Source organism: Nocardioides sp. SLBN-35, from assembly GCF_006715725.1.
Taxonomy (GTDB): domain Bacteria; phylum Actinomycetota; class Actinomycetes; order Propionibacteriales; family Nocardioidaceae; genus Nocardioides.
On sequence record NZ_VFNU01000001.1, the window covers coordinates 3,695,885 to 3,716,710 of the forward strand.

17 protein-coding genes, 2 tRNA genes and 1 rRNA gene are annotated in these 20,826 nt (G+C 71.6%); 7 read left to right on the plus strand and 13 right to left on the minus strand.

The genetic code is table 11. The features are described 5' to 3' along the window. Positions 1 to 184: 184 nt before the first annotated feature. Positions 185 to 1,704: ribosomal RNA gene (locus tag FBY23_RS17845) — 16S ribosomal RNA — on the minus strand. Positions 1,705 to 2,220: 516 nt separating this feature from the next. Further along, positions 2,221 to 3,492, minus strand: coding sequence for a tyrosine--tRNA ligase (gene tyrS / locus FBY23_RS17850; protein WP_141799368.1), 1,272 nt, complete (start codon positions 3,490 to 3,492; stop codon positions 2,221 to 2,223). A gap of 114 nt (positions 3,493 to 3,606) precedes the next feature. Here tyrS and FBY23_RS17855 point away from each other — a divergent pair, with 114 nt between their 5' ends. From FBY23_RS17855 to FBY23_RS17880, 5 genes are all read left to right on the plus strand, one after another. After that, on the plus strand, positions 3,607 to 4,917 hold the full coding sequence (locus FBY23_RS17855) for a serine/threonine-protein kinase (RefSeq protein ID WP_160158280.1): 1,311 nt from the start codon (positions 3,607 to 3,609) through the stop codon (positions 4,915 to 4,917). A gap of 10 nt (positions 4,918 to 4,927) precedes the next feature. After that, positions 4,928 to 5,839 (plus strand): hypothetical protein, encoded by a 912-nt coding sequence (locus tag FBY23_RS17865; RefSeq protein ID WP_160158281.1) that lies wholly within the window; start codon positions 4,928 to 4,930, stop codon positions 5,837 to 5,839. Positions 5,840 to 5,855: 16 nt separating this feature from the next. Then, complete coding sequence (locus FBY23_RS17870; protein WP_141799372.1) at positions 5,856 to 6,584, plus strand: DUF72 domain-containing protein; 729 nt, start codon at positions 5,856 to 5,858, stop codon at positions 6,582 to 6,584. 12 nt (positions 6,585 to 6,596) lie between these two features. Then, positions 6,597 to 7,349, plus strand: a complete 753-nt coding sequence (locus tag FBY23_RS17875; RefSeq protein ID WP_141799373.1) for a PIG-L deacetylase family protein — start codon at positions 6,597 to 6,599, stop codon at positions 7,347 to 7,349. Positions 7,350 to 7,373: 24 nt separating this feature from the next. Further along, a tRNA-Ile gene (locus FBY23_RS17880) sits at positions 7,374 to 7,447 on the plus strand. A 395-nt stretch (positions 7,448 to 7,842) separates the two neighbouring features. On the opposite strand, the gene FBY23_RS17890 is transcribed toward FBY23_RS17880, so the two are convergent. Genes FBY23_RS17890 through FBY23_RS17925 form a run of 8 tightly spaced genes read right to left on the minus strand, consistent with a single transcriptional unit; the run spans position 7,843 to position 16,684 of the window. Continuing rightward, positions 7,843 to 8,832, minus strand: a complete 990-nt coding sequence (locus FBY23_RS17890) for a phosphotransferase family protein (RefSeq protein ID WP_160158282.1) — start codon at positions 8,830 to 8,832, stop codon at positions 7,843 to 7,845. Positions 8,833 to 8,889: 57 nt separating this feature from the next. Then, the gene (locus FBY23_RS17895) at positions 8,890 to 10,572 is read right to left on the minus strand and encodes a biotin/lipoyl-binding protein (RefSeq protein ID WP_141799375.1); all 1,683 of its coding nucleotides are present in this window, start codon (positions 10,570 to 10,572) and stop codon (positions 8,890 to 8,892) included. Continuing rightward, positions 10,569 to 11,387, minus strand: coding sequence for a DUF5666 domain-containing protein (locus FBY23_RS26860; RefSeq protein WP_141799376.1), 819 nt, complete (start codon positions 11,385 to 11,387; stop codon positions 10,569 to 10,571). The genes FBY23_RS17895 and FBY23_RS26860 overlap by 4 nt, the downstream gene beginning before the upstream one ends. Positions 11,388 to 11,419: 32 nt before the next feature. Next, positions 11,420 to 12,646, minus strand: a complete 1,227-nt coding sequence (locus tag FBY23_RS17905; RefSeq protein ID WP_141799377.1) for an ABC transporter permease — start codon at positions 12,644 to 12,646, stop codon at positions 11,420 to 11,422. After that, positions 12,643 to 13,341 carry an ABC transporter ATP-binding protein gene (locus FBY23_RS17910; RefSeq protein ID WP_141799378.1) on the minus strand — a complete coding sequence of 233 codons (699 nt, stop codon included), beginning with the start codon at positions 13,339 to 13,341 and terminating at the stop codon, positions 12,643 to 12,645. The genes FBY23_RS17905 and FBY23_RS17910 overlap by 4 nt, the downstream gene beginning before the upstream one ends. Continuing rightward, complete coding sequence (locus tag FBY23_RS17915) at positions 13,338 to 14,540, minus strand: efflux RND transporter periplasmic adaptor subunit (RefSeq protein ID WP_141799379.1); 1,203 nt, start codon at positions 14,538 to 14,540, stop codon at positions 13,338 to 13,340. The genes FBY23_RS17910 and FBY23_RS17915 overlap by 4 nt, the downstream gene beginning before the upstream one ends. Positions 14,541 to 14,585: 45 nt before the next feature. Continuing rightward, positions 14,586 to 15,968, minus strand: a complete 1,383-nt coding sequence (locus tag FBY23_RS17920; RefSeq protein ID WP_141799380.1) for a cell wall metabolism sensor histidine kinase WalK — start codon at positions 15,966 to 15,968, stop codon at positions 14,586 to 14,588. Then, on the minus strand, positions 15,968 to 16,684 hold the full coding sequence (locus FBY23_RS17925; RefSeq protein WP_141799381.1) for a response regulator transcription factor: 717 nt from the start codon (positions 16,682 to 16,684) through the stop codon (positions 15,968 to 15,970). Before FBY23_RS17925 ends, FBY23_RS17920 begins: the two co-directional genes overlap by 1 nt. Positions 16,685 to 16,799: 115 nt before the next feature. Here FBY23_RS17925 and FBY23_RS17930 point away from each other — a divergent pair, with 115 nt between their 5' ends. Then, positions 16,800 to 17,204: a hypothetical protein gene (locus tag FBY23_RS17930; RefSeq protein ID WP_141799382.1), complete on the plus strand. Its 405-nt coding sequence runs from the start codon at positions 16,800 to 16,802 to the stop codon at positions 17,202 to 17,204. Between the two features lie 48 nt (positions 17,205 to 17,252). On the opposite strand, the gene FBY23_RS17935 is transcribed toward FBY23_RS17930, so the two are convergent. From FBY23_RS17935 to dnaG, 3 genes are all read right to left on the minus strand, one after another. Further along, positions 17,253 to 17,328, minus strand: a tRNA-Asn gene (locus FBY23_RS17935). Positions 17,329 to 17,406: 78 nt separating this feature from the next. Then, the gene (locus tag FBY23_RS17940; RefSeq protein WP_141799383.1) at positions 17,407 to 17,907 is read right to left on the minus strand and encodes a hypothetical protein; all 501 of its coding nucleotides are present in this window, start codon (positions 17,905 to 17,907) and stop codon (positions 17,407 to 17,409) included. A 10-nt stretch (positions 17,908 to 17,917) separates the two neighbouring features. After that, positions 17,918 to 19,813 (minus strand): DNA primase, encoded by a 1,896-nt coding sequence (gene dnaG / locus FBY23_RS17945; protein WP_141799384.1) that lies wholly within the window; start codon positions 19,811 to 19,813, stop codon positions 17,918 to 17,920. Positions 19,814 to 19,992: 179 nt separating this feature from the next. Here dnaG and FBY23_RS17950 point away from each other — a divergent pair, with 179 nt between their 5' ends. Next, positions 19,993 to 20,796 carry a L,D-transpeptidase gene (locus FBY23_RS17950; protein WP_141799385.1) on the plus strand — a complete coding sequence of 268 codons (804 nt, stop codon included), beginning with the start codon at positions 19,993 to 19,995 and terminating at the stop codon, positions 20,794 to 20,796. Positions 20,797 to 20,826: the final 30 nt, after the last annotated feature.

Genomic DNA, 20,826 nt, shown 5'->3' on the forward strand with positions numbered 1-20,826 from the left:
CACCCGGAACCAATCCAGGCAGGCGTCTGATGCCTCAGACACCCAACAGCGTGCCATACCTACCGAACAGCAACCACCTCACCCGAAGATGAACCAGCACCGTCCAACGATCGTTGCGTTCCACTATCCGAACACCCCAAGTAACAACAACACATTCGGCTGTCGTTGCGGGTGTGCTCCTTAGAAAGGAGGTGATCCAGCCGCACCTTCCGGTACGGCTACCTTGTTACGACTTCGTCCCAATCGCCAGCCCCACCTTCGACGGCTCCTTCCACAAGGGTTAGGCCACCGGCTTCGGGTGTTGCCGACTTTCGTGACGTGACGGGCGGTGTGTACAAGGCCCGGGAACGTATTCACCGCAGCGTTGCTGATCTGCGATTACTAGCGACTCCGACTTCATGGGGTCGAGTTGCAGACCCCAATCCGAACTGAGACCGGCTTTTTGGGATTCGCTCCCCCTCACGGGATCGCAGCCCTTTGTACCGGCCATTGTAGCATGCGTGAAGCCCTGGACATAAGGGGCATGATGACTTGACGTCATCCCCACCTTCCTCCGAGTTGACCCCGGCAGTCTCCCATGAGTCCCCGGCATAACCCGCTGGCAACATGGAACGAGGGTTGCGCTCGTTGCGGGACTTAACCCAACATCTCACGACACGAGCTGACGACAGCCATGCACCACCTGTACACCAGTATCAAAGAGACCCCCATCTCTGGGGGCTTCCGGTGTATGTCAAACCCAGGTAAGGTTCTTCGCGTTGCATCGAATTAATCCGCATGCTCCGCCGCTTGTGCGGGCCCCCGTCAATTCCTTTGAGTTTTAGCCTTGCGGCCGTACTCCCCAGGCGGGGCGCTTAATGCGTTAGCTACGGCACGGAACCCATGGAATAGGCCCCACACCTAGCGCCCAACGTTTACGGTGTGGACTACCAGGGTATCTAATCCTGTTCGCTCCCCACACTTTCGCTCCTCAGCGTCAGGTAATGCCCAGAGAACCGCCTTCGCCACCGGTGTTCCTCCTGATATCTGCGCATTTCACCGCTACACCAGGAATTCCATTCTCCCCTGCATACCTCTAGTCTGCCCGTATCGGAAGCAAGCACCGAGTTAAGCCCGGTGTTTTCACTCCCGACGCGACAAACCGCCTACGAGCCCTTTACGCCCAATAATTCCGGACAACGCTCGGACCCTACGTATTACCGCGGCTGCTGGCACGTAGTTGGCCGGTCCTTCTTCTGTACCTACCGTCACTTGCGCTTCGTCGGTACTGAAAGAGGTTTACAACCCGAAGGCCGTCATCCCTCACGCGGCGTTGCTGGATCAGGCTTCCGCCCATTGTCCAATATTCCCCACTGCTGCCTCCCGTAGGAGTCTGGGCCGTGTCTCAGTCCCAGTGTGACCGGTCACCCTCTCAGGCCGGCTACCCGTCAAAGCCTTGGTGAGCCATTACCTCACCAACAAGCTGATAGGCCGCGAGCACATCCTGTGCCGAAAAAACTTTCCACCACCAATAGATGCCTATAGTGGTTATATCCGGTATTAATCACCGTTTCCGGTGGCTATCCCAGAGCACAGGGCAGATTACTCACGTGTTACTCACCCGTTCGCCGCTCGAGTACCCCCGAAGGAGCCTTTCCGCTCGACTTGCATGTGTTAAGCACGCCGCCAGCGTTCGTCCTGAGCCAGGATCAAACTCTCCATAAGAAACTTGATACCTGACAATCAAGACCCTGCTGACAAACTTGTCATCAGAATCATCATTGCCGAAAACACACACCCAACCCCAAAGGATCGAGTGCACACAAACGTCACAACAATCTATGCATGACACACTGTTGAGTTCTCAAACATCACACGCTTCGAAGTTCCCCGCACAAGTCTGCGCAGTTCGTCTTCGAGCTGATGCAGTCCGAAACCTTAGGGTCTGACTCCGGTCTGTGCCAAATCCGAAAGGACTTGCTTTTCTGACCGGCGTCCGAACCAGCGGTTCAAGACTTGGTGGTCGCGGGGCCGGAAGCCCTCCGGCTGACCGCCGTCTTGCTTCCCGCCGCACCCGGCGACAAAGAGAACATTACGCACACCCGGCCAGAAGCACAAATCGAAACGACGTGACCCGGGCCACAGGCGTCCGCAGGGGCCTCCGAGGGCCTGAAAACGCCTCGTGGGCGGCCCCGCGAGGGGCCGCCCACGAGGGGGGTGCGAGGGGGATGTCGGGCTGGCTCAGCGCACGCGCACGCCGGCGAACCGCTTCTTGCCGCGGCGCAGGACCAGCCAGGAGGAAGCGATCAGGTCGCCGGGTGCCGGGACGTGTTCCGGGTCGTCGACGCGCACGTTGTTGAGGTACGCACCGCCCTCGGCGATCGTGCGCCGCGCCTCGCCCTTGGACTTGGCGAGCCCGGTGAGGGTCAACAGCTCCACGACATCGGGGATCCCGGCGCTGCCGTCGACGTCGATCGTGCCAGCCTCGCCGAGCGCTGCCTCGAGTGTCGTACCGGACAGCAGGGTGACGTCGCCGCCCCCGAAGAGCGCCTCGGCCGCCGCCTTGGCGTTGACGGTCTCGGCCTCGCCGTGGACCAGGGTGGTGACCTCGTCGGCCAGCACCTTCTGTGCCTCGCGCAGGAACGGCTTCTCGGCGTGGCGAGCCTCGAGCTCCTCGATCTGCTCGCGCGGGAGGAAGGTGAACACGCGCAGCAGCTCGCCGACCTTCTCGTCCTCGACGTTGAGCCAGAACTGGTGGAAGGCGTACGGCGGCATCATCTCCGCGTCGAGCCAGAGCGCGCCGCCCTCGGTCTTGCCGTACTTGGTGCCGTCGGCCTTGGTGATGAGCGGCGTGGCGAACGCGTGGGCGGTGCCGCCCTCGGCTCGGCGGATCAGCTCGACGCCGCCGGTGAGGTTGCCCCACTGGTCGGAGCCGCCGAACTGGAGCGTGACGCCGCGCTCGCGGAAGAGCGTCAGGAAGTCCATCGACTGCAGGAGGACGTAGGAGAACTCCGTGTAGCTGATGCCGGACTCGAGGCGACGCTTCACCGTCTCGCGTGCGAGCATCCGGTTGACCGGGAAGTGCTTGCCGATGTCGCGCAGGAAGTCGATGACCGACAGACCCTCGGTCCAGTCGTGGTTGTTGACCATGGTCGCGGCGTTGTCGCCCTCGAAGGAGAGGAACGGCTCGATCTGGCCGCGGACCCGCGCGGTCCACTCCTGGACGGTGTCGAGCGAGTTGAGGGTGCGCTCCCCCGAGTCACGCGGGTCGCCGATCATGCCGGTGGCGCCACCGACGAGGGCGAACGGCGTGTGGCCGGCGCGCTGCAGGCGCATGGCCGTGACGATCTGGACCAGGTTGCCCATGTGGAGGCTCGGCGCGGTCGGGTCGAAGCCCACATAGAACCGGACGCTCCCCTCGCCCAGCGCTGTGCGCAGCGCGTCGCGATCGGTGGACTCGGCCAGCAGGCCGCGCCACTCGAGGTCGTCCAGAAGCGTGGTGTCGACGGACACGTCGGTCCTCTCTGATTCGTGAGTCGGGGAAGGTCCCCGCCCCTAGGGTGCCCCATGGCCGGCGGGACGGCCCACTGGGTTCGCCTCGGTGGACGCGGGTACGTTGCGAGGGCGATGACCAACCAACGGGTAGCGGGGCGCTACACCCTCCAGCAGCAGATCGGACACGGCGCGCACGGCGCGGTGTGGGCGGCGTACGACGAGGTCCTCGGTCGCACGGTCGCGCTCAAGCGGCTCGGCACCACGACCGGTCTCGGCGGTGACGCGGTCCGCGCCGAGCGCGAGGCGCGGCTCGCCGCCCAGGTCGGCCACCCGAACGTGGTCGCGGTCTACGACCTCGTGACCGGGGACGGCGGCACCTGGCTGGTGATGGAGAAGGTCGACGGGCAGGCGCTGTCGGCGGTGATCCGCGACGCTCCCCTCTCGCCGGACGACGCCGCGAGGGTGCTGGCGCCGGTCGCCGACGCACTCACGCAGGCGCACGCGCTCGGGATCGTGCACCGCGACGTGAAGCCGTCCAACATCCTCGCCGGTCCGGACGGGCCGAAGCTGACCGACTTCGGCATCGCCCGCGGCTCGGACGACGCGACGCTCACCCGGACCGGGCTGGTGACCGGCTCCCCCGCCTATCTCGCCCCCGAGGTCGCGGTCGGCGGTCAGGCGACGCCGGCCAGTGACGTCTGGTCCCTGGGCGCGACGCTGGTCCACCTGCTGACCGGGCGGCCGCCGTACCACCGCGACGACCTCGACAACGGTCCGCTGGCCGTGGTCTACCGGATCGCCCACGAGGACCCGCCGGTGGTCGAGGGCGCCGGCTGGCTGGCACCGCTCCTGGCGCGGACCATGGCGAAGGACCCGCAGGCGCGGCCCACGATGGCGGAGGTGCGCGACCAGCTCGCTCGCACGGCGAGCGCCGCCGACCACACGATGGCGCTGCCCGCGGTGCCGTCAGCGCGCCGGTCGACCGGGCTGCTGATGGCCGCCGTGGCCGCTGTCGTGGTGGTGCTGCTCGTCGTCGCCTTCCTCGTGCTGCGCCCCAGCGGCGACGACGGTGCGCCGGCCGCAGGCGGCACCCCGAGCACGTCCGCGACCCCGACCGAGACGTCGAGCGCGGCGAGCACGCCGACGGCGGCCGAGCTCGAGGAGTTCGCGCGGACCTATGTCGCCACCGCGAGCGCCGACCCGGCCCGGGGCTTCACGATGCTCACCCTGGCCTACCAGGCACAGAGCCCCGACTACACGGGGTTCTGGGGCAGGGTGAAGAACCCGGAGCTGCTGGAGGTCGCCGCCGATCCGGCACGGATGACGGTGACCTACCGCTACACCTACGTCTTCAAGGGCGAGGGACGCCGGCGCGAGCGGGTCACCCTCTTCCTGGTCGCCGATGGCGGCAACCTGCTGATCGACAACTCCACGGCTGGGTAGCCTGCGAGCCGTGAGCGGGTACGGCGTGCTGTCACCTGACGACGCGGCCCGGCTGCTGCTGCCGGTCGCCGAGTCGGTCGCCTCCGTGCACGCCGCGTCCGGTCGCCACGGCGCGATCTCGCCCGCGGCGATCGAGGTCGACGACAGCGGCCGAGCACTCCTCGTCGACCGCACCCGAGTCGCACCCGACCCCGCGTTCTCGGCGCCCGGTGCCCCGGACGACGTCTGGTCGATGGCCGCGCTGCTGCTGCACGCGACGACAGGCGAGCCGCCGGCCGCGCTCGGCCAGCCGCCCGTCGTACCTCGCTCCAGCGGGTGGCTCGCGCCGCTCATCGAGCTCGGACTGCGCTCCGACCCGCGCGAGCGCCCGTCCACGGAGGAGCTGGCCGCCTACTTGCGGGCCCGGGTCGCTCCGCCGGACCAGCGCCGGCGGATCCCCGTGGCGGGACTGGCGCTCGCCGGAGCGGCGATGGTCACGCTGCTCGGGCTCGTCGGCGCTGCGCTGCTGTTCGGCGGCGGCGACGCGGAGTCCCCCGGCACGCGGCCGGAGACGTCGGACACCACCACTCCGGAGGAGAGCGAGCCGACGACCGCCGTACCGTCGAGCGGGCCGACGCCGCCGACCGCCGCCCAGCTGGAGACCTTCGCCCGCGACTACGTCGCCACCGCCAGCGGGGACCCCGCGCTCGGGTTCACCTGGCTGACCGAGGCCTACCAGCAGCGCAGCCCGCGGTACCGGGAGGTGTGGGCCTCGATCCGGGACCCGCGGATCCTGTCCGTCAGCGCGGATCCGGCGGCGATGACGGTGCGCTACACCTATCGCTACCGGTTGCGCGGCGGGGGTTCGCGCACCGAGGACATCACGCTGTTCCTCGTGCAGGACGGCGAGCGGCTGCTCATCGCGGACGCGACGGCGCGTTAGTGGGTACCGCTGCCCCATGGGCAGCATCCGGATCGGCACCTCGGGATGGTCGTACGCGTCGTGGCGTGGCGACTTCTACCCGAAGGGACTGGTGCAGCGCCGCGAGCTGGCCTACCTCGCAGAGCGGCTGACGACAGTCGAGGTCAACGGCTCCTTCTACTCGCTCCAGCGGCCGTCGACGTACCGGAAGTGGCGCGACGAGACACCGGACGGCTTCGTGCTCGCGGTCAAGGGCAGCAGGTTCATCACGCACCTCAAGCGGCTGCGCGACGTCGAGGAGGGACTGGCCCGGTTCTTCGGCTCCGGGGTGCTCGAGCTCGGCCCGAAGCTGGGGCCGTTGCTGTGGCAGCTGCCCGCCTCGCTGCCGTACGACGCTGCGCTGATGGGCTCGTTCTACCGGCTGCTGCCCGACGGTGTGCGCCACGTCGTGGAGTTCCGTCACCGCAGCTTCTGCGTCGAGGAGGCGTTCGCGCAGATGCGCGAGCACGGGATCGGCTGCGTGGTGTCGGACTCCCCGGGCCGCTGGCCGATGGCCGAGGTCGTGACCAGCGACGTCGTGCACGTACGGCTGCACGGGCACACCGAGCTGTACGCCAGCGGGTATGCGCCGCGGTCCCTGGACCGGTGGGCGCAGCGGTGCCGGCGCTGGGCCGAGGACGCGGACGTCTTCGTGTACTTCGACAACGACGCCCGCGGTCGTGCACCCCACGACGCCGTGGCGCTGCGGCGGCGCCTCGAGGAGTGACATGCTCGACGCATGACCGAGAAGCCGTCCCCGCTGGAGCCGCTCGACGAGACCTGGGAGCGGGCTCTGTGCGTCGTCGCGCATCCCGACGACATGGAGTTCGGAGCGGCGGCCGCGGTCGCGCGCTGGACCGGGCAGGGCAAGAGCGTCGTCTACTGCATGGTGACCAGCGGCGAGGCCGGCATCGACGGACTGGATCCCGACGCGTGCCGCGAGTTGCGCGAGGCCGAGCAGGTCGCCTCGGCGCGGGTCGTGGGCGTCGACGTCGTCGACTTCCTCGGCCAGGCCGACGGCGTCCTGGAGTACGGCGTCGCGCTGCGTGGCGTGATCGCCGCCGAGGTGCGCCGGCACCGGCCCGACATCGTGATCACCGGCAACTTCCGCGACACCTGGGGTGGGCGGAACCTGAACCAGGCCGACCACATCGCGGTCGGGCGCGCGGTGGTGGACGCCGTACGGGACGCGGGGAACCGGTGGGTGTTCGCCGACCAGCTCGGCGGCGCCGACGGCCTGGAGCCGTGGGGCGGCGTACGCGAGGTGTGGGCGTTCGGCTCACCCGAGGCGACCCACGCCGTCGACACGACGGCCACCTTCGACGCCGGGGTCGAGTCGCTGCAGGCGCACGCGGCGTACATCGACGGGCTGGGCTGGGAGAACTGGGACCCGCGGGAGTTCCTCGAGGGGATGGCCCGGGCGACCGGCGCCCGGCTCGGCGTGACGTTCGCGGCGCCGTTCGAGGTGTTCCCCATGGGGTGGGGCGAGTAGGGCGCCACTAGGGTTGTGGCCCTCGGGGCGGTAGCTCAGTCGGTCAGAGCAGAGGACTCATAATCCTTGGGTCGTGGGTTCGAGCCCCACCCGCCCTACGCAGGCGCGTCACCTCACGGACGGCGAGGCCCAGCACGGCCAGCGCGACGACGGCGACGGCGCCGCCCCGCACGCCGTCGTCGTGGCCGCCGTCGAGGAGCGGCCCGGCGGCGACGAGAGCGAGCAGCAGTCCGAGCGCGACGAGCGGGACGAGGTGCCACGACCGGGTCTCGCTCGGCGGAGCGCTCCACATGAGCACGAGGTTGCGCACCAGGCAGTAGCCCACCCACAGGACGAGCAAGCCTCCGACCGCCCAGTGCTGCCACGGCGCGCCGGCGACATCGGGACCGGTGAGCGAGCCGGCCACCGCAGGCAGGATCAGCCCGCCCTGGAGCAGGACCCAGGGCAGATGCCTGCTGATCGCGGTTCCTCGGCGGTCGGCCACGGGACGACTCTAGGGCGTGCCGAGCGGCGGTGGGTCGAGCAGCGAGGCCAGGCGTACGGCGGGCGCCGAGCCGAACTCGCGTCGTTCGTCGGGCGTCATGGTGGCCACGCAGCGGCGCCAGGACTCGACGCGGGCCAGGCGGCCGAGCTGGAGGGCGGCGGGCAGGGCGGCGCGCAGGTCGGCCGGGGCGGCGAGGTCGGACCAGACCTCGAGGGCGGCGTCGGCGATGCGCCACAGGGCCGGGTCGTCCGGTGGCAGCCCGAGGGACTCGCGGGCCATGGCCAGCGGGACGTAGAGGCCGGCGAGGGGATCGCCGACGAGGGCGTCGCCGAAGTCGAAGAAGCGCAGGCCGCCGTCGGGCGCGAGGACGACGTTCTCGGCGTGCAGGTCGTTGTGAAGCAGGGTGAGCGGCAGGTCGAGGTCCTCGACCCGGTCGGACCAGCGCTCGACGGTCGGGAGCAGCGCCTCGAGCAGGACCGCGACCTCGGGAGCCAGACGACGGGGGTCGTCAGGGGCGAGGGCGGCGAGGCGACCGACCGCGTCGGCGACGTACGTCGTGGCGTCGGCGGGGGCCAGGACACTCAGGCGGAGGTCGTCGACCGCGCCGACGAGCCGGCGCTGCAGGTCCGCCGCGTCGGCGGCGATCCGGGCCCAGGTCGCCGGATCCGCTGCTCCCCCGCGGTCGTGGACGGTCGGGCCGAGGTCGGCGGTGAGCAGCAGGTCGCGGTCCGGGTCGGCCGCGAGGACCGGCACGACACGGTCGGGGGCGACCCGGGCAAGGCGTGCCATCAGCCGGGCCTCGTGGGCCTGGCCCGGACAGTTCTGCTTGGCGTAGGACGTCCGGCCGCCCGCCGTGACCCGCCACAGCGCGGACCACGGCCGCAGCGCGACCACCTCGACCCGTTCCGGGATCCCGACCGCGGCGGTCAGGAACGCGCACAGCTCGGCGCGGAACTGCTCCGTCGCCCACACCGCGCTCGTCCAGGTGCTCGTGCTCACCCCTGCAGCGTGCTCCGCGAGGGCAGGCGGCGCCACCGGTTTCCGTGGCGGGTGCGCTCACCGGCGGATCGTGACGCTGCCGCCGGGCGGTCCCATCCGGACCCCGTTGCCGCCGAACCCGCCACCGCCGAAGCCCTGCTGGTCCTGGCCGTCGCTGCTCGGCAGGTCGGCGTCGAGATCCGCCAGGACCACCCGGGTACCGGCCTCGATCCCGTCGACGATCTCGACGTCGGTGCTGCCGACGATGCCGGTCGTGACCCGCACCCGCTCGGCCCTGCCGTCCACCAGGGTGGTCACGGTGCCGTCACTGATGGCCGAGGCGGGGACGGTGACGGCGTCCTGCGCGCTGCCGACGACCACCTCGACCGACGCGGGCAGGCCCTCCGGCAGCGCGAGATCGCGCTCGTCCAGCGTGATGTCGACGGCGTACGTCGGGTCGGAGGCCGTGTCGGAGGTCGAGTCCGAGGCCGAGGTGGTCGGGACGTTCGACACCCGGCTGATCTCGCCGGCCAGCGGGTCGGTCGCGCCCGAGGGCGTGGCCTCGACGGCGGTACCCGTCCTCAGCCGGGCGGCCTGGGTCTCGGTGACCTCCAGGGACACCGTCGTCACCCCTGGGGCGACCACGACCGCGATCGTGTCGCCGGAGGACACGTCGTCGCCCTTCGCGACCGACAGCGAGGTGACCGTGCCGGCCGCGGGGGCGCGGACCGCAGCGGCCTCCAGGTCGGCGCGAGCGGAGGCCAGGTCGGACTTCGCCTTGTCGATCGCGGCCTGGTCGTCGGCCAGCGTCGCTGCGGTGACGGTGCGCGACGGAGCTGCATCGGAGGGGGCGGCATCGGAAGGCGCGGCGTCGGAGGTGGGAGCGCCGGAGGTGGGAGCGCCGGAGGTGGGAGTGGCGGACGTGGGGGTGTCGGAGGTGGCCGCTCCGGATCCGGTGGCGAGGTCACCGAGCGCGGAGGTGAGCGTCGCGGTCAGGGTGGAGATCGCGTCCTGGAGCGCCTGCTGGGCCTGGGCCGTGGCGGACTGGGCGGACTGGACCGCGGCGAGTGCCTGGGTGCAGTCCTCGTCGAGGCCGGACCCGTCCGTCGGTTCGCTGCTGGGTGGGTCGGTCGGGTCACTGCTGGGTGCATCGGTCGGGTCGGCCGTCGCCCGGCAGGCCTGCTCCTGGGTGGCGAGGGCCGTGGTCGACCTCTCCAGGGCGGTGCCGGCCGTCGACTGCGCCGAGGTCACGGCGTCCTGCTGGGCCGTGAGCGCGGTGAGGTCGGGGGTCGTCGCGGTCGGGGTCGCGCTCTTGGTGGGCGAGCCCGAGGCGCCGGAGGATCCCGACGGCTCCGCGGTCGCGGGGGTGCTGGTGGTCGCGGTCGAGACCGAGGCGGCCTGGGCGTCCTCGTCGTCGACGAGGCGGGCCTTGGCGCTCGCGAGGTCGGACCTGGCCTGGTCGACCGCGGCCCGGAGCGCGGCGCGGTCGAGGACCGCGATCACCTGGCCCTGCCGGACCTCGTCCCCCACGGCGACGGGCACCCGGGTGACCTCGCCGTCCGTGCCGAAGGCGAGGTCGGACCGGCCGCTCGCCCCGATCACGCCGGACAGGTCGAGGGTCTGCTCGACGTCGCCGGTGGCGGCCGCGACCGTGCGGTAGGAGACGGCGTCGTCGCCCGCGGCGCCGTACGCCGCGAAGCCGGTGCCCGCCAGCGCCAGCACCGCGAGGGGTACGACGACCCGGCGGGGTGCCCTCCTCAACGCCCGCACTGGTCGTTCACCGCGTCGCTGACCTGGATCGCCGTCGCGGTGACCGCGCCGGCGTCGTCCGCGTCGCCCTCGACGCGGACGCAGCGGCCCTTGTTCAGGGCCGAGGAGTCGGAGGCGACCTGGTGGGTGTAGGTCGTGGTGCCGTCGACCGTGACGGTGACGTCGCCGTCGATGCCCTCGACGACGAAGCCGCTGTCGCTGACCGAGGTCACCTTGCCGATGGTGCCGAAGCCGCCGGGGCGTCCGCCGCCGGGCAGGCCGGAGGGCAGGTCGGAGGGCAGGTCGGAGGGCCGGTCGGTCGGCATCCCGCTGGGCCGTTCGCCGTTCCCGCCGCCCGGGCCGCCGCCGAAGCCGCCGGTGCAGGTGCCGTCGTCGCCCGCGGTCACGGAGACTGAGGCCGCGGTGACCGCGGTGACGGCCTTGTCGGCGCCGTCGGTGGAGCCGCTGTCCGCCGTACGCACGACGACGCAGACACCGGTGGTGACGTCGGCGAGGGTGCCGGCGGCCTGGTCGGTGACCGTCGTGCTGTCGGTGACCGTGACCGCGGTCTGGCCGGAGCCCTGGCCCTGGCCGCGGACCTGCAGCACGTCGCCGTCGACCGCGGCGATCAGGCCGAAGGTGCCGGGCATCCCGCCGCCGGGGCCGCCGTTCCCGGCCTCGCCGCCCTGCGCGGTCGCGGTGCCGGCAGCGGCGTCGGGCGTCGGGTCGTCCCCGCCACAGCCGGTGAGGGCGGCGGCGAGAGCGGTGCCGGCGGCGACGACGGCGAACGGGCGGGCGGTACGCCGGGTGAGGGCTGGGATGGTCATGGATGCTCCTGGGTGGGTGGTGCGGGGACGGGTCATTCGCTGCGCAGCGCGTCGATGGGGGTCAGCCGGGCAGCCCGGCTGGCCGGGTACACGCCGAAGCCGACGCCCATCGCGAGCGACGTGGCGAGGGCGGCCGTGGTCGCGAGCAGCGACACGGAGACGGCCTGGTCGATGAAGTGCGGGAGGACCTGGGCCCCAGCGATGCCGATCACGACACCGACGACGCCGCCGGTCAGGCCGAGCAGGGACGCCTCGACGAGGAACTGCCGCCGGATGACGCGCGGCGCCGCGCCCAGCGCCTTGCGCAGGCCGATCTCGCGGATCCGCTCGGTGACGGAGACGAGCATGATGTTCATGACCCCGATGCCGCCGACGAGCAGCGAGATGCCGGCGACGCCGGCGAGCAGGACGGTGAAGGTCCGGTTGGTGGAGTTCGCCGTCTCGACCAACGAGTCCTGCGTGGCGATCGAGAAGTCGGCGTCCGCGGTGGTCACGCCGTGGCGGGTGGCGAGCAGCGCCTGGACCTCCTGGTACGCGGCCGCCAGCGTGGTCTCGCTGGCGGCCTCCACGTAGATGGTCGACACCGCGCTGGAGGTGCTCCCGGTGAGCCGGCTCGCCGTACCGACCGGGACGACGGCCACGTCGTCCTCGCTCGCCCCCGAGGACGAGGCTCCCGACGACGAGAGCACGCCGATGATCGTGACGCGGGTGCCGTTGACGCTCACCTGCTGGCCGACCGGGCTCTGCCGGCCGAACAGCTCCGTGGCGGTGTCGGCGCCGATCACCGCCACCGCGGCGCCCGTGGCGGCCTCGTCGGTGGTGAAGAACCGGCCGGCGCTCAGCTCCCGGCTGCGGACGTCGAGCCAGGCGGTCGTCGTACCGGCGAGCGAGGTGGTCCAGTTGGTGGCGCCGTTGACGAGGGACACCGAGGCGGTGGACACGGGCGCGACCGCCGCCACGTCGGGTGCGGCGTCGGCATCGGCGAGCGCGGCGGCGTCGGCGATCGTCAGCGTCGAGGCCGAGCCGAAGCCGCCTCGTACGCCGGAGCTGCTGGTGGTGCTGCCGGGCGAGACGATGAGCAGGTTGGAGCCCAGGGCGTCGATCTGGTCCTTGACCTCCTTCTGCGCGCCCTGGCCCAGACCGACGGTCAGGATGACCGAGGAGATGCCGATGACGATGCCGAGCACGGTGAGCGACGAGCGCAGCCGGTGCGACCTGATCGCCGCCAGACCGGAGCGGACCGTCTCCCACCAGCTCATGCGGGGACCCGCGCGGTGAGCCGGTCGACGGTGATCAGGCCGTCGTCGATGACCAGGTTGCGCCGGGCGCGCCCGGCGACGTCCGGCTCGTGGGTGATCAGCACGATGGTGCGACCGGCCTCGTGGAGCTCGTCGAACAGGCCGAGCACGTCGCGGGTCGAGGTGGAGTCCAGGTTCCCGGTCGGCTCGTCGGCCAGCAGGAGGTCGGGCTCGGTGAGCAGGGCGCGCGCGACGGCGACCCGCTGCTGCTGGCCCCCGGACAGCTCCCCGGGGCGGTTGTCGATCCGGTCGGCGAGGCCGACCCTGCCCAGCGCCGCGATCGCCCGCTCCTTGCGCTCGGGACGCGGCACGCCGGCGTACACCAGCGGCAGCTCGACGTTGCGCCACGCCGACATCGACGGCAGCAGGTGGAACTGCTGGAACACGAAGCCGATCCGGCGGTTGCGGATGACCGCGAGGGCCGCCTCGTCGAGCTCGGCGGTGTCCTCCCCGGCGAGGACGTAGTGGCCCTCGGTCGGTACGTCGAGGCAGCCGATCAGGTTCATCAGGGTCGACTTGCCGGAGCCGGACGGGCCGATCACGGCGACGTACTCCCCCTCGTCGATGGTGGCGTCGATGCCGCGCAGTGCCTCGAACTCCACGCTGCCGGAGGTGTAGGTCTTGCGAACGCCGGAGATCTCGATCAGGGCGCTCACCGGCTGCCACCGCCCGGGAGCCCGCCGGTGCCACCGCCCGGGAAGCCACCGCCGGGGAAGCCGCCGTTCTGCTGCATCTGCTCGCGGAGCTGCTGCATCTGCTGGTCGCCGCCGGGGCCGCCGGGGCCGGCGAAGCCGGCGACCTCGACGACGTCGCCCTCGCTGAGGCCCGAGGTGATCTCGGTGGCCATGCCGGAGGTCTCGCCGACCTCGACCTCGGTGCGCTCGGTGGTGCCGGTCTTGCTGTCGGTGACCTTCTCGACGTAGGTCTTGTCGCCCTCGGTGGTGATCGCGCGGCTGTCGACGGTGAGGACGTCGGCACGCTGGCTGACGACGATGGCGACGTCGGCCGACGTACCCCCGAAGAGGTCGTCGCGCTGGTCGGTCACCTGGATCGTGACGGGGAAGACCGCGGCGCCGGTGGAGTCGGTCTCGGCGACGAGGCCGACCTCCTCGACCGTGCCGTAGACAGTCTCGTCGACGCCGCTGACGCTCAGCTCGGCCTGCAGGCCGACGCTCACCTTCTCGATGTCCGCACTGGCGACGGAGGCGTCGACGACGAACTCGCCGGTCGACACGACGGTGATGGTGCCGGAGTCCGAGCCGTCGGCGGAGCCGGTCGAGCCGGTCATCGAGCCGCTGCTCGCGGTGTCGCCGACCTCGAGGCCGACGTCGGTGACGGTGCCCTTGGTGGTCGAGCGCAGCACGGCGTCGTCGACGGCGTCCTGGGCCTGGGCCAGCTTGGACTCCGCGGCGAGGACGGCGGCATCGTCGGCGGCGAGCTGCACCTCGGACGCATCGTCGGCGACGTCCTGCGAGCGTGCGGTCCGCGCGGCTGTCAACGAGCTCTCCGCGGCGTCCAGCTCGGCCCGGAGCACGTCGTCGTCGATCGCCGCGAGCCGCTGGCCCTTCTTCACCTTCTCGCCCGGCTCGACGTAGACGGCGGCGACGGTGCCGCTCACGTCGAAGGAGAGCTCCGCGGTGGTCGCGGCCGCGACCGTGCCGCTCGCCGAGACGGTCTGCTTCAGGGTCTGGGTCTGCACGGTCGCCGTCGTCGTGGTCGCGGCGGCGGGCTCGCCGCCCCGCAGGAGCAGCCAGCCGCCGGCGACACCGGCGACCACGACGAGAGCGACCAGGGAGAGGACGAGGCGCCGGGAACGACGCAGGCCGCGGACACGGCGCAGGAGCTTGCGTTTCACGAGCCCGACTCTGTTCGGTCGGACTGTGGCGCTCCTCGGCCGAACCTATGGGCGCGCTGTGAGGGTGATGCTGATCCGGGTGTCCCCCGGCACGCTGTGCAGGGCCACCGATCCCCCGTGCGCACTGATGATCGCCTGCACCAGCGCGAGCCCGAGCCCGACCCCGTCGGAGCGGTGCCGGGACGCGTCGCCGCGGGTGAACCGCTCGAAGGCCGTGTCCACCAGGTCCGGCGGGAAGCCGGGACCGTCGTCGTGCACGTCGAACCCGTCGGGGCGCACGGTGACCGTGACGGTGGTGCCAGCCGGGGTGTACTTGCGGGCGTTGGTCAGCAGGTTGGTCACGACCTGGTGCAGCCGGTGCTCGTCGCCCGTGATCTCGACGGGCTCGCCGTCGTCGGGCAGCACGATCCGCCAGCGGTGGTCGGGCGCAACCACCCGGGCGTCGTCGACGGCCTCGAGCAGCAGCCGGGTCAGGTCGACCGGCTCGGCCGCGAGCGGGCGGCCGGCGTCGATGCGGGCCAGCAGCAGCAGGTCCTCGACCAGCGCCGTCATCCGCGCGGCCTCCTCCTCGACCTTGGCCAGCGCGACGGCCGAGGTGTCGGCGTCGCCGCGACGACGGGCGAGCTCGGTGTAGCCGGCGATCGTGGTCAGCGGGGTCCGCAGCTCGTGGGAGGCGTCGGCCACGAACTGGCGCACCTGCAGCTCGCTGCGGTGCCGGGCCGACAGGGACGACTCGACATGCTCGAGGAGCTGGTTGAGGGCGAGACCGACCTGGCCGGCCTCGGTCCGCGGGTCGGTGAGGTGCTCGGGGACCCGCTCGGTCACGCCGATCTCGCCCTCGGCCAGGGGGAGCTCGGCGACCGCGTGGGCGGTCGCGGCCACCTCGGTCAGGGGACGCAGCTGGCGGCGTACGACGGCGGTGCCGGCCAGCGCCGCGGCGACGATGCCGAGCAGGCCGAGGACGACCTCGAGGCGGATGAGCGACCCGGTCGCCTCGTCGACGTCCTCGGTGGGCAGGCCGGCCACGACCGTGATGCCCGACCGCTCGTCCCGCCCCCGCATGACGCGGTACTTGCCCAGGCCGGGCAGCTCCACCGTCGTCGGCTCGCTGCCGACCTCTGCCAACACCGCGAGCACGGCTGGGTCGAGGGACTCGGGCTGCACGACCTTGTTGCGCACCCGGACGACCTCCCCTTCCCGGGCACTGCCGGCGAACCGGGCCTGCAGGGTGCCCGGCGAGCCGAACAGCACGCGGCCGCCCGGTCCGGGGCGCAGGCTCTCGGCCACGTCGGAGTCGAGCCGGTTGGTCAGCCACGCATGCATGCCGAGGGTGGTGACCGTGCCGACGAGCAGCGACACCAGGGCGACCAGGGCCACCGCGGTGATGACGAGCCGCGCGGTGAGCGAGCGCGGCCAGAGCCGCCCCATCAGCCGGCCGGCTTCAGCACGTAGCCCGCGCCCCGCATGGTGTGGATCATCGGTTCGCGGCCGGCATCGATCTTCTTGCGCAGGTAGGAGATGTAGAGCTCGACGACATTGGCCTGGCCGCCGAAGTCGTAGTTCCAGACCCGGTCGAGGATCTGGGCCTTGCTGAGGACCCGGCGCGGGTTGCGCATCAGGTAGCGCAGCAGCTCGAACTCGGTGGCCGTCAGCGCAATCTCCTCACCGGCCCGGGTGACCTCGCGGCTGTCCTCGTCGAGGACCAGGTCGCCGACGACGAGGGTGGAGCGGCTCTGCTCGACGGCGGTGCCGGCGCGGCGCACCAGCGCGCGGAGGCGGGCGACCAGCTCCTCGAGCGAGAACGGCTTCGTGACGTAGTCGTCGCCACCGGCGGTGAGGCCGGCGACCCGGTCCTCGACCGCGTCGCGGGCGGTGAGGAAGAGCACGGGGACGCCGGGGTCGTCGGCGCGGATGCGGCGCAGCACCTCCATGCCGTCGTAGTCGGGCAGCATCATGTCCAGGACGACGACGTCCGGGCCGTGGCTGCGTACGGCGGTGACGGCGTCGGTACCGGTGTGGGCGGTCTCGACCGCCCAGCCCTCGTAGCGCAGCGCCATCGCCACGAGCTCGGCGATGTTGACCTCGTCGTCGACGACGAGGGCGCGCAGCGGGGTGCCGTCGGGACGGGTCGCGGTCTGGCTCATGACCTCAGACTGTGCCAGGAACCTGTGCGGATCCTGTGGATCCCTTGTGCGGATCCTGCGGCTCCTCACGGCCGGACCACAGCATCAGCACAGGGTCCGGAGGCAGCGTGGAGGCATGAGCCAGAACGACGACCCGACCCCTGAGCCGACCCCTGAGCCGACCCGTGAGCCGACCCCCGACGTACCACCCGCTCCCATCGAGCCGACTGCCCCGGCGCCGGTCCTGAAGACCCGCTGGCGCGACCGGGTGTTCCACCTGCGTGCGATGGTCGCGGTCGGCCTGGCCGGCCTCGTCCTCGGTGCGGGCGCCGGCGCCGGCACCGCGCTGGTCGCCGGCCACGACGACCGCCCGGACTTCCGCCACCAGCGGATGGGCGGACCCGGCGAACGCGGCTTCCCCGGTTGGGGCGGGCGCGGGGGCCAGGAGGGCCCGCCGAACATGGGGCAGGTGCCGCCCGGGTCGTCGCAGCAGGACGACGACTCGTCGGGAGGTACGTCGCAGGCTCCGTCGAGCAGCTGAGGCCGGGAACGACGAAGCCCCGCCGGGTTCCCGGCGGGGCTTTCATGGTGGCTCCCCCGATTGGACTCGAACCAATAACCCTGCGATTAACAGTCGCATGCTCTGCCAGTTGAGCTACGGGGGAAAGCTGCTCCCCACCCGCGGGGTGGAAGCGGGGAAACACTAGCAAGGACGCGGCCCGCGGCCGAAATCGAGGTGGGGCTCAGGCCAGGACGTCGGCCTGGGCGGCGCTGAGGGCGTCCTGGACCACGGCATCGACGCGGGGGTCGGCGGGGTCGAGGCCGTCGTCGTACTCGACGAACCAGGCCAGCTCGCCGCGGGTGCCGGGTGCGCGGCGGGCGAGGATCCGCACCTGGCGGCGGCCGGAGACCGCGACGTGGCGCTGGACGGCGATGCTGGCGGTGACCCGCTCGCGGACCAGCTCGAGGAGGCGGCCGGCGTCGTCGAGGCGCAGCAGGTGGACGGGGCTGGGCTCGCCGAAGCCGGCGACCTCGACCACGCGCAGGGTGGACTCCTCCTGGTCCCAGTCGGCGCTCGCCACCTGCTCCCACGGGATCCGGTCGGGCAGGTAGAGCGCGTCGCGGGTGCCACCCACCAGGCCCGGACCATCGCCGGGCGCACGGACGGTGGCCCAGGCGAGCAGCCGCTCCCCCGCGCCGACCGGGAACGGCGGGCGGCGCGACGGCAGGGGCACCCACCTCATGTCCACCGCCTCACGGGACGCCGACGATCTTCTCGCGCAGCGTGCGCCGGTGCTGCTCGAGCGCGGCGAGCTCGCCGAACATCTTGTTGTAGTCGGTGGGGTTGTCGAGTGGGTTGGTGCGCTGAAGGCGCGACTTCACCTCGTCGATGCGGCGCAGCACGGTGAGCTCCTGCAGGCGGAACAGGTGGGTGGCGATGTAGCCGGCGTCGATGTCGCGGTTGGCGGGGATCGGCTCGACCGCGAGGGCGCTGACGATCGAGGACACCGCGGGGTCCGTGGCGGCGTCGCGGACGTGGGCCACCCAGCCGGCGTCGTTCTGGCCCGCGACCGCGCCACCGGCAGCGGTGATCGCCTCCCAGACGCCGCGGTAGGTGGGGTGGACGAAGTCGTTGAGGCCGATGTCGGCGCTGGTGCGGCCGATCGCGACCGGGTGCTGCAGGACGAGCTTGAGCGTCTCGCGCTCGATCCCGAACCGAGGGTCGCGCAGGTCGGGGACCCGGGTCGCCGGCGCCGGCTGCTCGGGGGGCCGCTCGGCGGCACGCGACGACTTCATCCCGCGGTCCTGCTGCGGGCCCTTGGCCGCGGCGCGTCGTACGGCGGCCAGCACCTGGTTGGTGTCGATGTCGGCCCCGACCAGCCGCGAGATCTCCTGGGCGAACGCCGTGACCTTGGACTGGTCGCGCACCGAGGCGACCAGGGCGGCCGCGTCGCGGACCGCGTCGATGCGGCCGTCGGCGCGGTCGAGGTCATGGCGCTTGACGACGTTCTCGAGCACGAAGCGGTAGAGCGGGCGGCGGCTGGCGATCAGCTCGCGGACCGCGTCGTCACCCTTCGAGATCCGCAGCTCGCAGGGGTCCATGCCCTCCGGGGCGACCGCGACGTACGTCTGCGACACGAAGCGCTGGTCGCCCTCGAAGGTGCGCAGCGCGGCCTTCTGCCCGGCCTCGTCGCCGTCGAAGGTGAACACGACCTCGCTGCGCAGCTCGGCGTGGTCGTCGAGGAAGCGACGCAGGACTCGGGCGTGGTCGTCGCCGAAGGCGGTGCCGCAGGTGGCGACCGCGGTCTCGACGCCGGCGAGGTGGCAGGCCATCACGTCGGTGTAGCCCTCGACGACGACGGCCTTGGAGCTCAGCGCGATCGGCTTGCGGGCCAGGTCGATGCCGTAGAGCACCTGGCTCTTCTTGTAGATGGGCGTCTCGGAGGTGTTGAGGTACTTGGCCTCGATCCGGTCGTCCTCGAAGATCCGGCGCGCCCCGAACCCGATGGTGTCGCCGTTGGTCTCCCGGATCGGCCACAGCAGCCGGCCGCGGAACTTGTCGTAGAGGGAGCGGCCCATCGCCACCAGCCCGGCGGCGATCACCTCCTCGCGGGTGAACTTGCGCCCGCTCAGGTGACGCCACAGCGCCTCCCCGTCGCGCGGCGCGAAGCCGACCCCGAACTTCAGCGCGGCGCCCTGGTCGAAGCCGCGCTCCGCCAGGAACTGGCGCGCGGCCAGCGCCTCGGGGGTGCCGAGCTGCTCGGCGTAGAACTCCTGGGCCACGGCGTGCGCCTCGACCAGGCGGCGCCGCTGGGGACCCTTGGGCCGGTCGTCCTGGCCGGTCTCGTCGCGACGCAGCTGGACGCCGTACTTGTCAGCCATCCGCTCGACGGCCTCGCCGAAGCTGAGGCCGTCGATCTTCATCAGGAAGGTGAAGACGTCGCCACCTTCCTGGCAGCCGAAACAATGGAAGAAGCCCCGGCTCGGCGTCACGTGGAACGACGGGGACTTCTCGTCGTGGAACGGGCACAGGCCCTTCATCGAGCCGCCGCCGGCATTGCGCAGGGTGACGTACGACGACACGACCTCGTCGATCTTGACCCGCTCACGGACCGTGGCGATGTCCTCGTCACGAATCCGGCCGACCATGCGGCGATCCTACTGAGCACCCCTCGGCCGGGATCCGGCAGCCGACACCCCTGTGGACGACCGGGCCGACAGCGGTGCGTTTCCGCAGGTCGGCGTGACCTTCGTCGCTCAGTCTCGTTGCTCGACCGGGAGGACCGCACGAAGGGGTCTGGGGATGAGCGTTCGGGGAGGGACCGCGCATGGAGGAGTCGCGCCGCCGCACCAGCTGGCCGGTGACCCTCGTCGTGCTGCTCTTCGCGCTCTCGACGTTGGTCATGGTGCTCAAGGACGGTGGGGACGACGAGACGTCGCCGGCCGCGGCGCCGGCGGCCTCGGTCGACCTGGACCTGAAGAAGCTGCCGGTCAGCTCCACCCACTCCACGATCAAGGCGGCGCCGCAGGACCCGCGGCCCACGAAGACGCCCTCGGGCACCGTGGTGCACCCGAAGCGGGCGACTGCGCTGTACGACGAGCCCGACGGCAAGCCGTTCGCCAAGGTGCGACCGACCGAGTTCGGGGACGTCTGGCTGCCGGTGATCACGCGCAACCGCGACTGGGTGCAGGTGCTGCTGCCGTCGAAGCCGAACGGCTCGACCGGGTGGATCAGGGGCTCCGAGCTGACCGAGGCGCACAGCCGGTTCCGGGTCGAGGTGCATCTCGGCGAGCGGTCGCTGGAGCTCTTCGAGGACGACGCGCTGGTCGGGACCTGGACCGTCGCGATCGGGGCCGGAGGCACGCCGACGCCGGTCGGCCGGACCTTCGTGCTCGGGCAGATCATCGACGACAAGCAGCCGTTCTCGCCGGTGATCATGCCGCTGGGCAGCCACAGCGAGACGCTCGACTCCTACGGCGGCGGGCCCGGCACGGTGGCGCTGCACGGCTGGACCGACCCGTCGGTCTTCGGCAAGGCGATCAGTCACGGCTGCGTGCGGGTGCCCGACGACGCCCTCGACCTGCTGCGCACCGTCCCGATCGGCACCCCGGTCATGGTCGACGAGGCCTGACCCCCACGAACTGCTCCATCTCGGGGACAC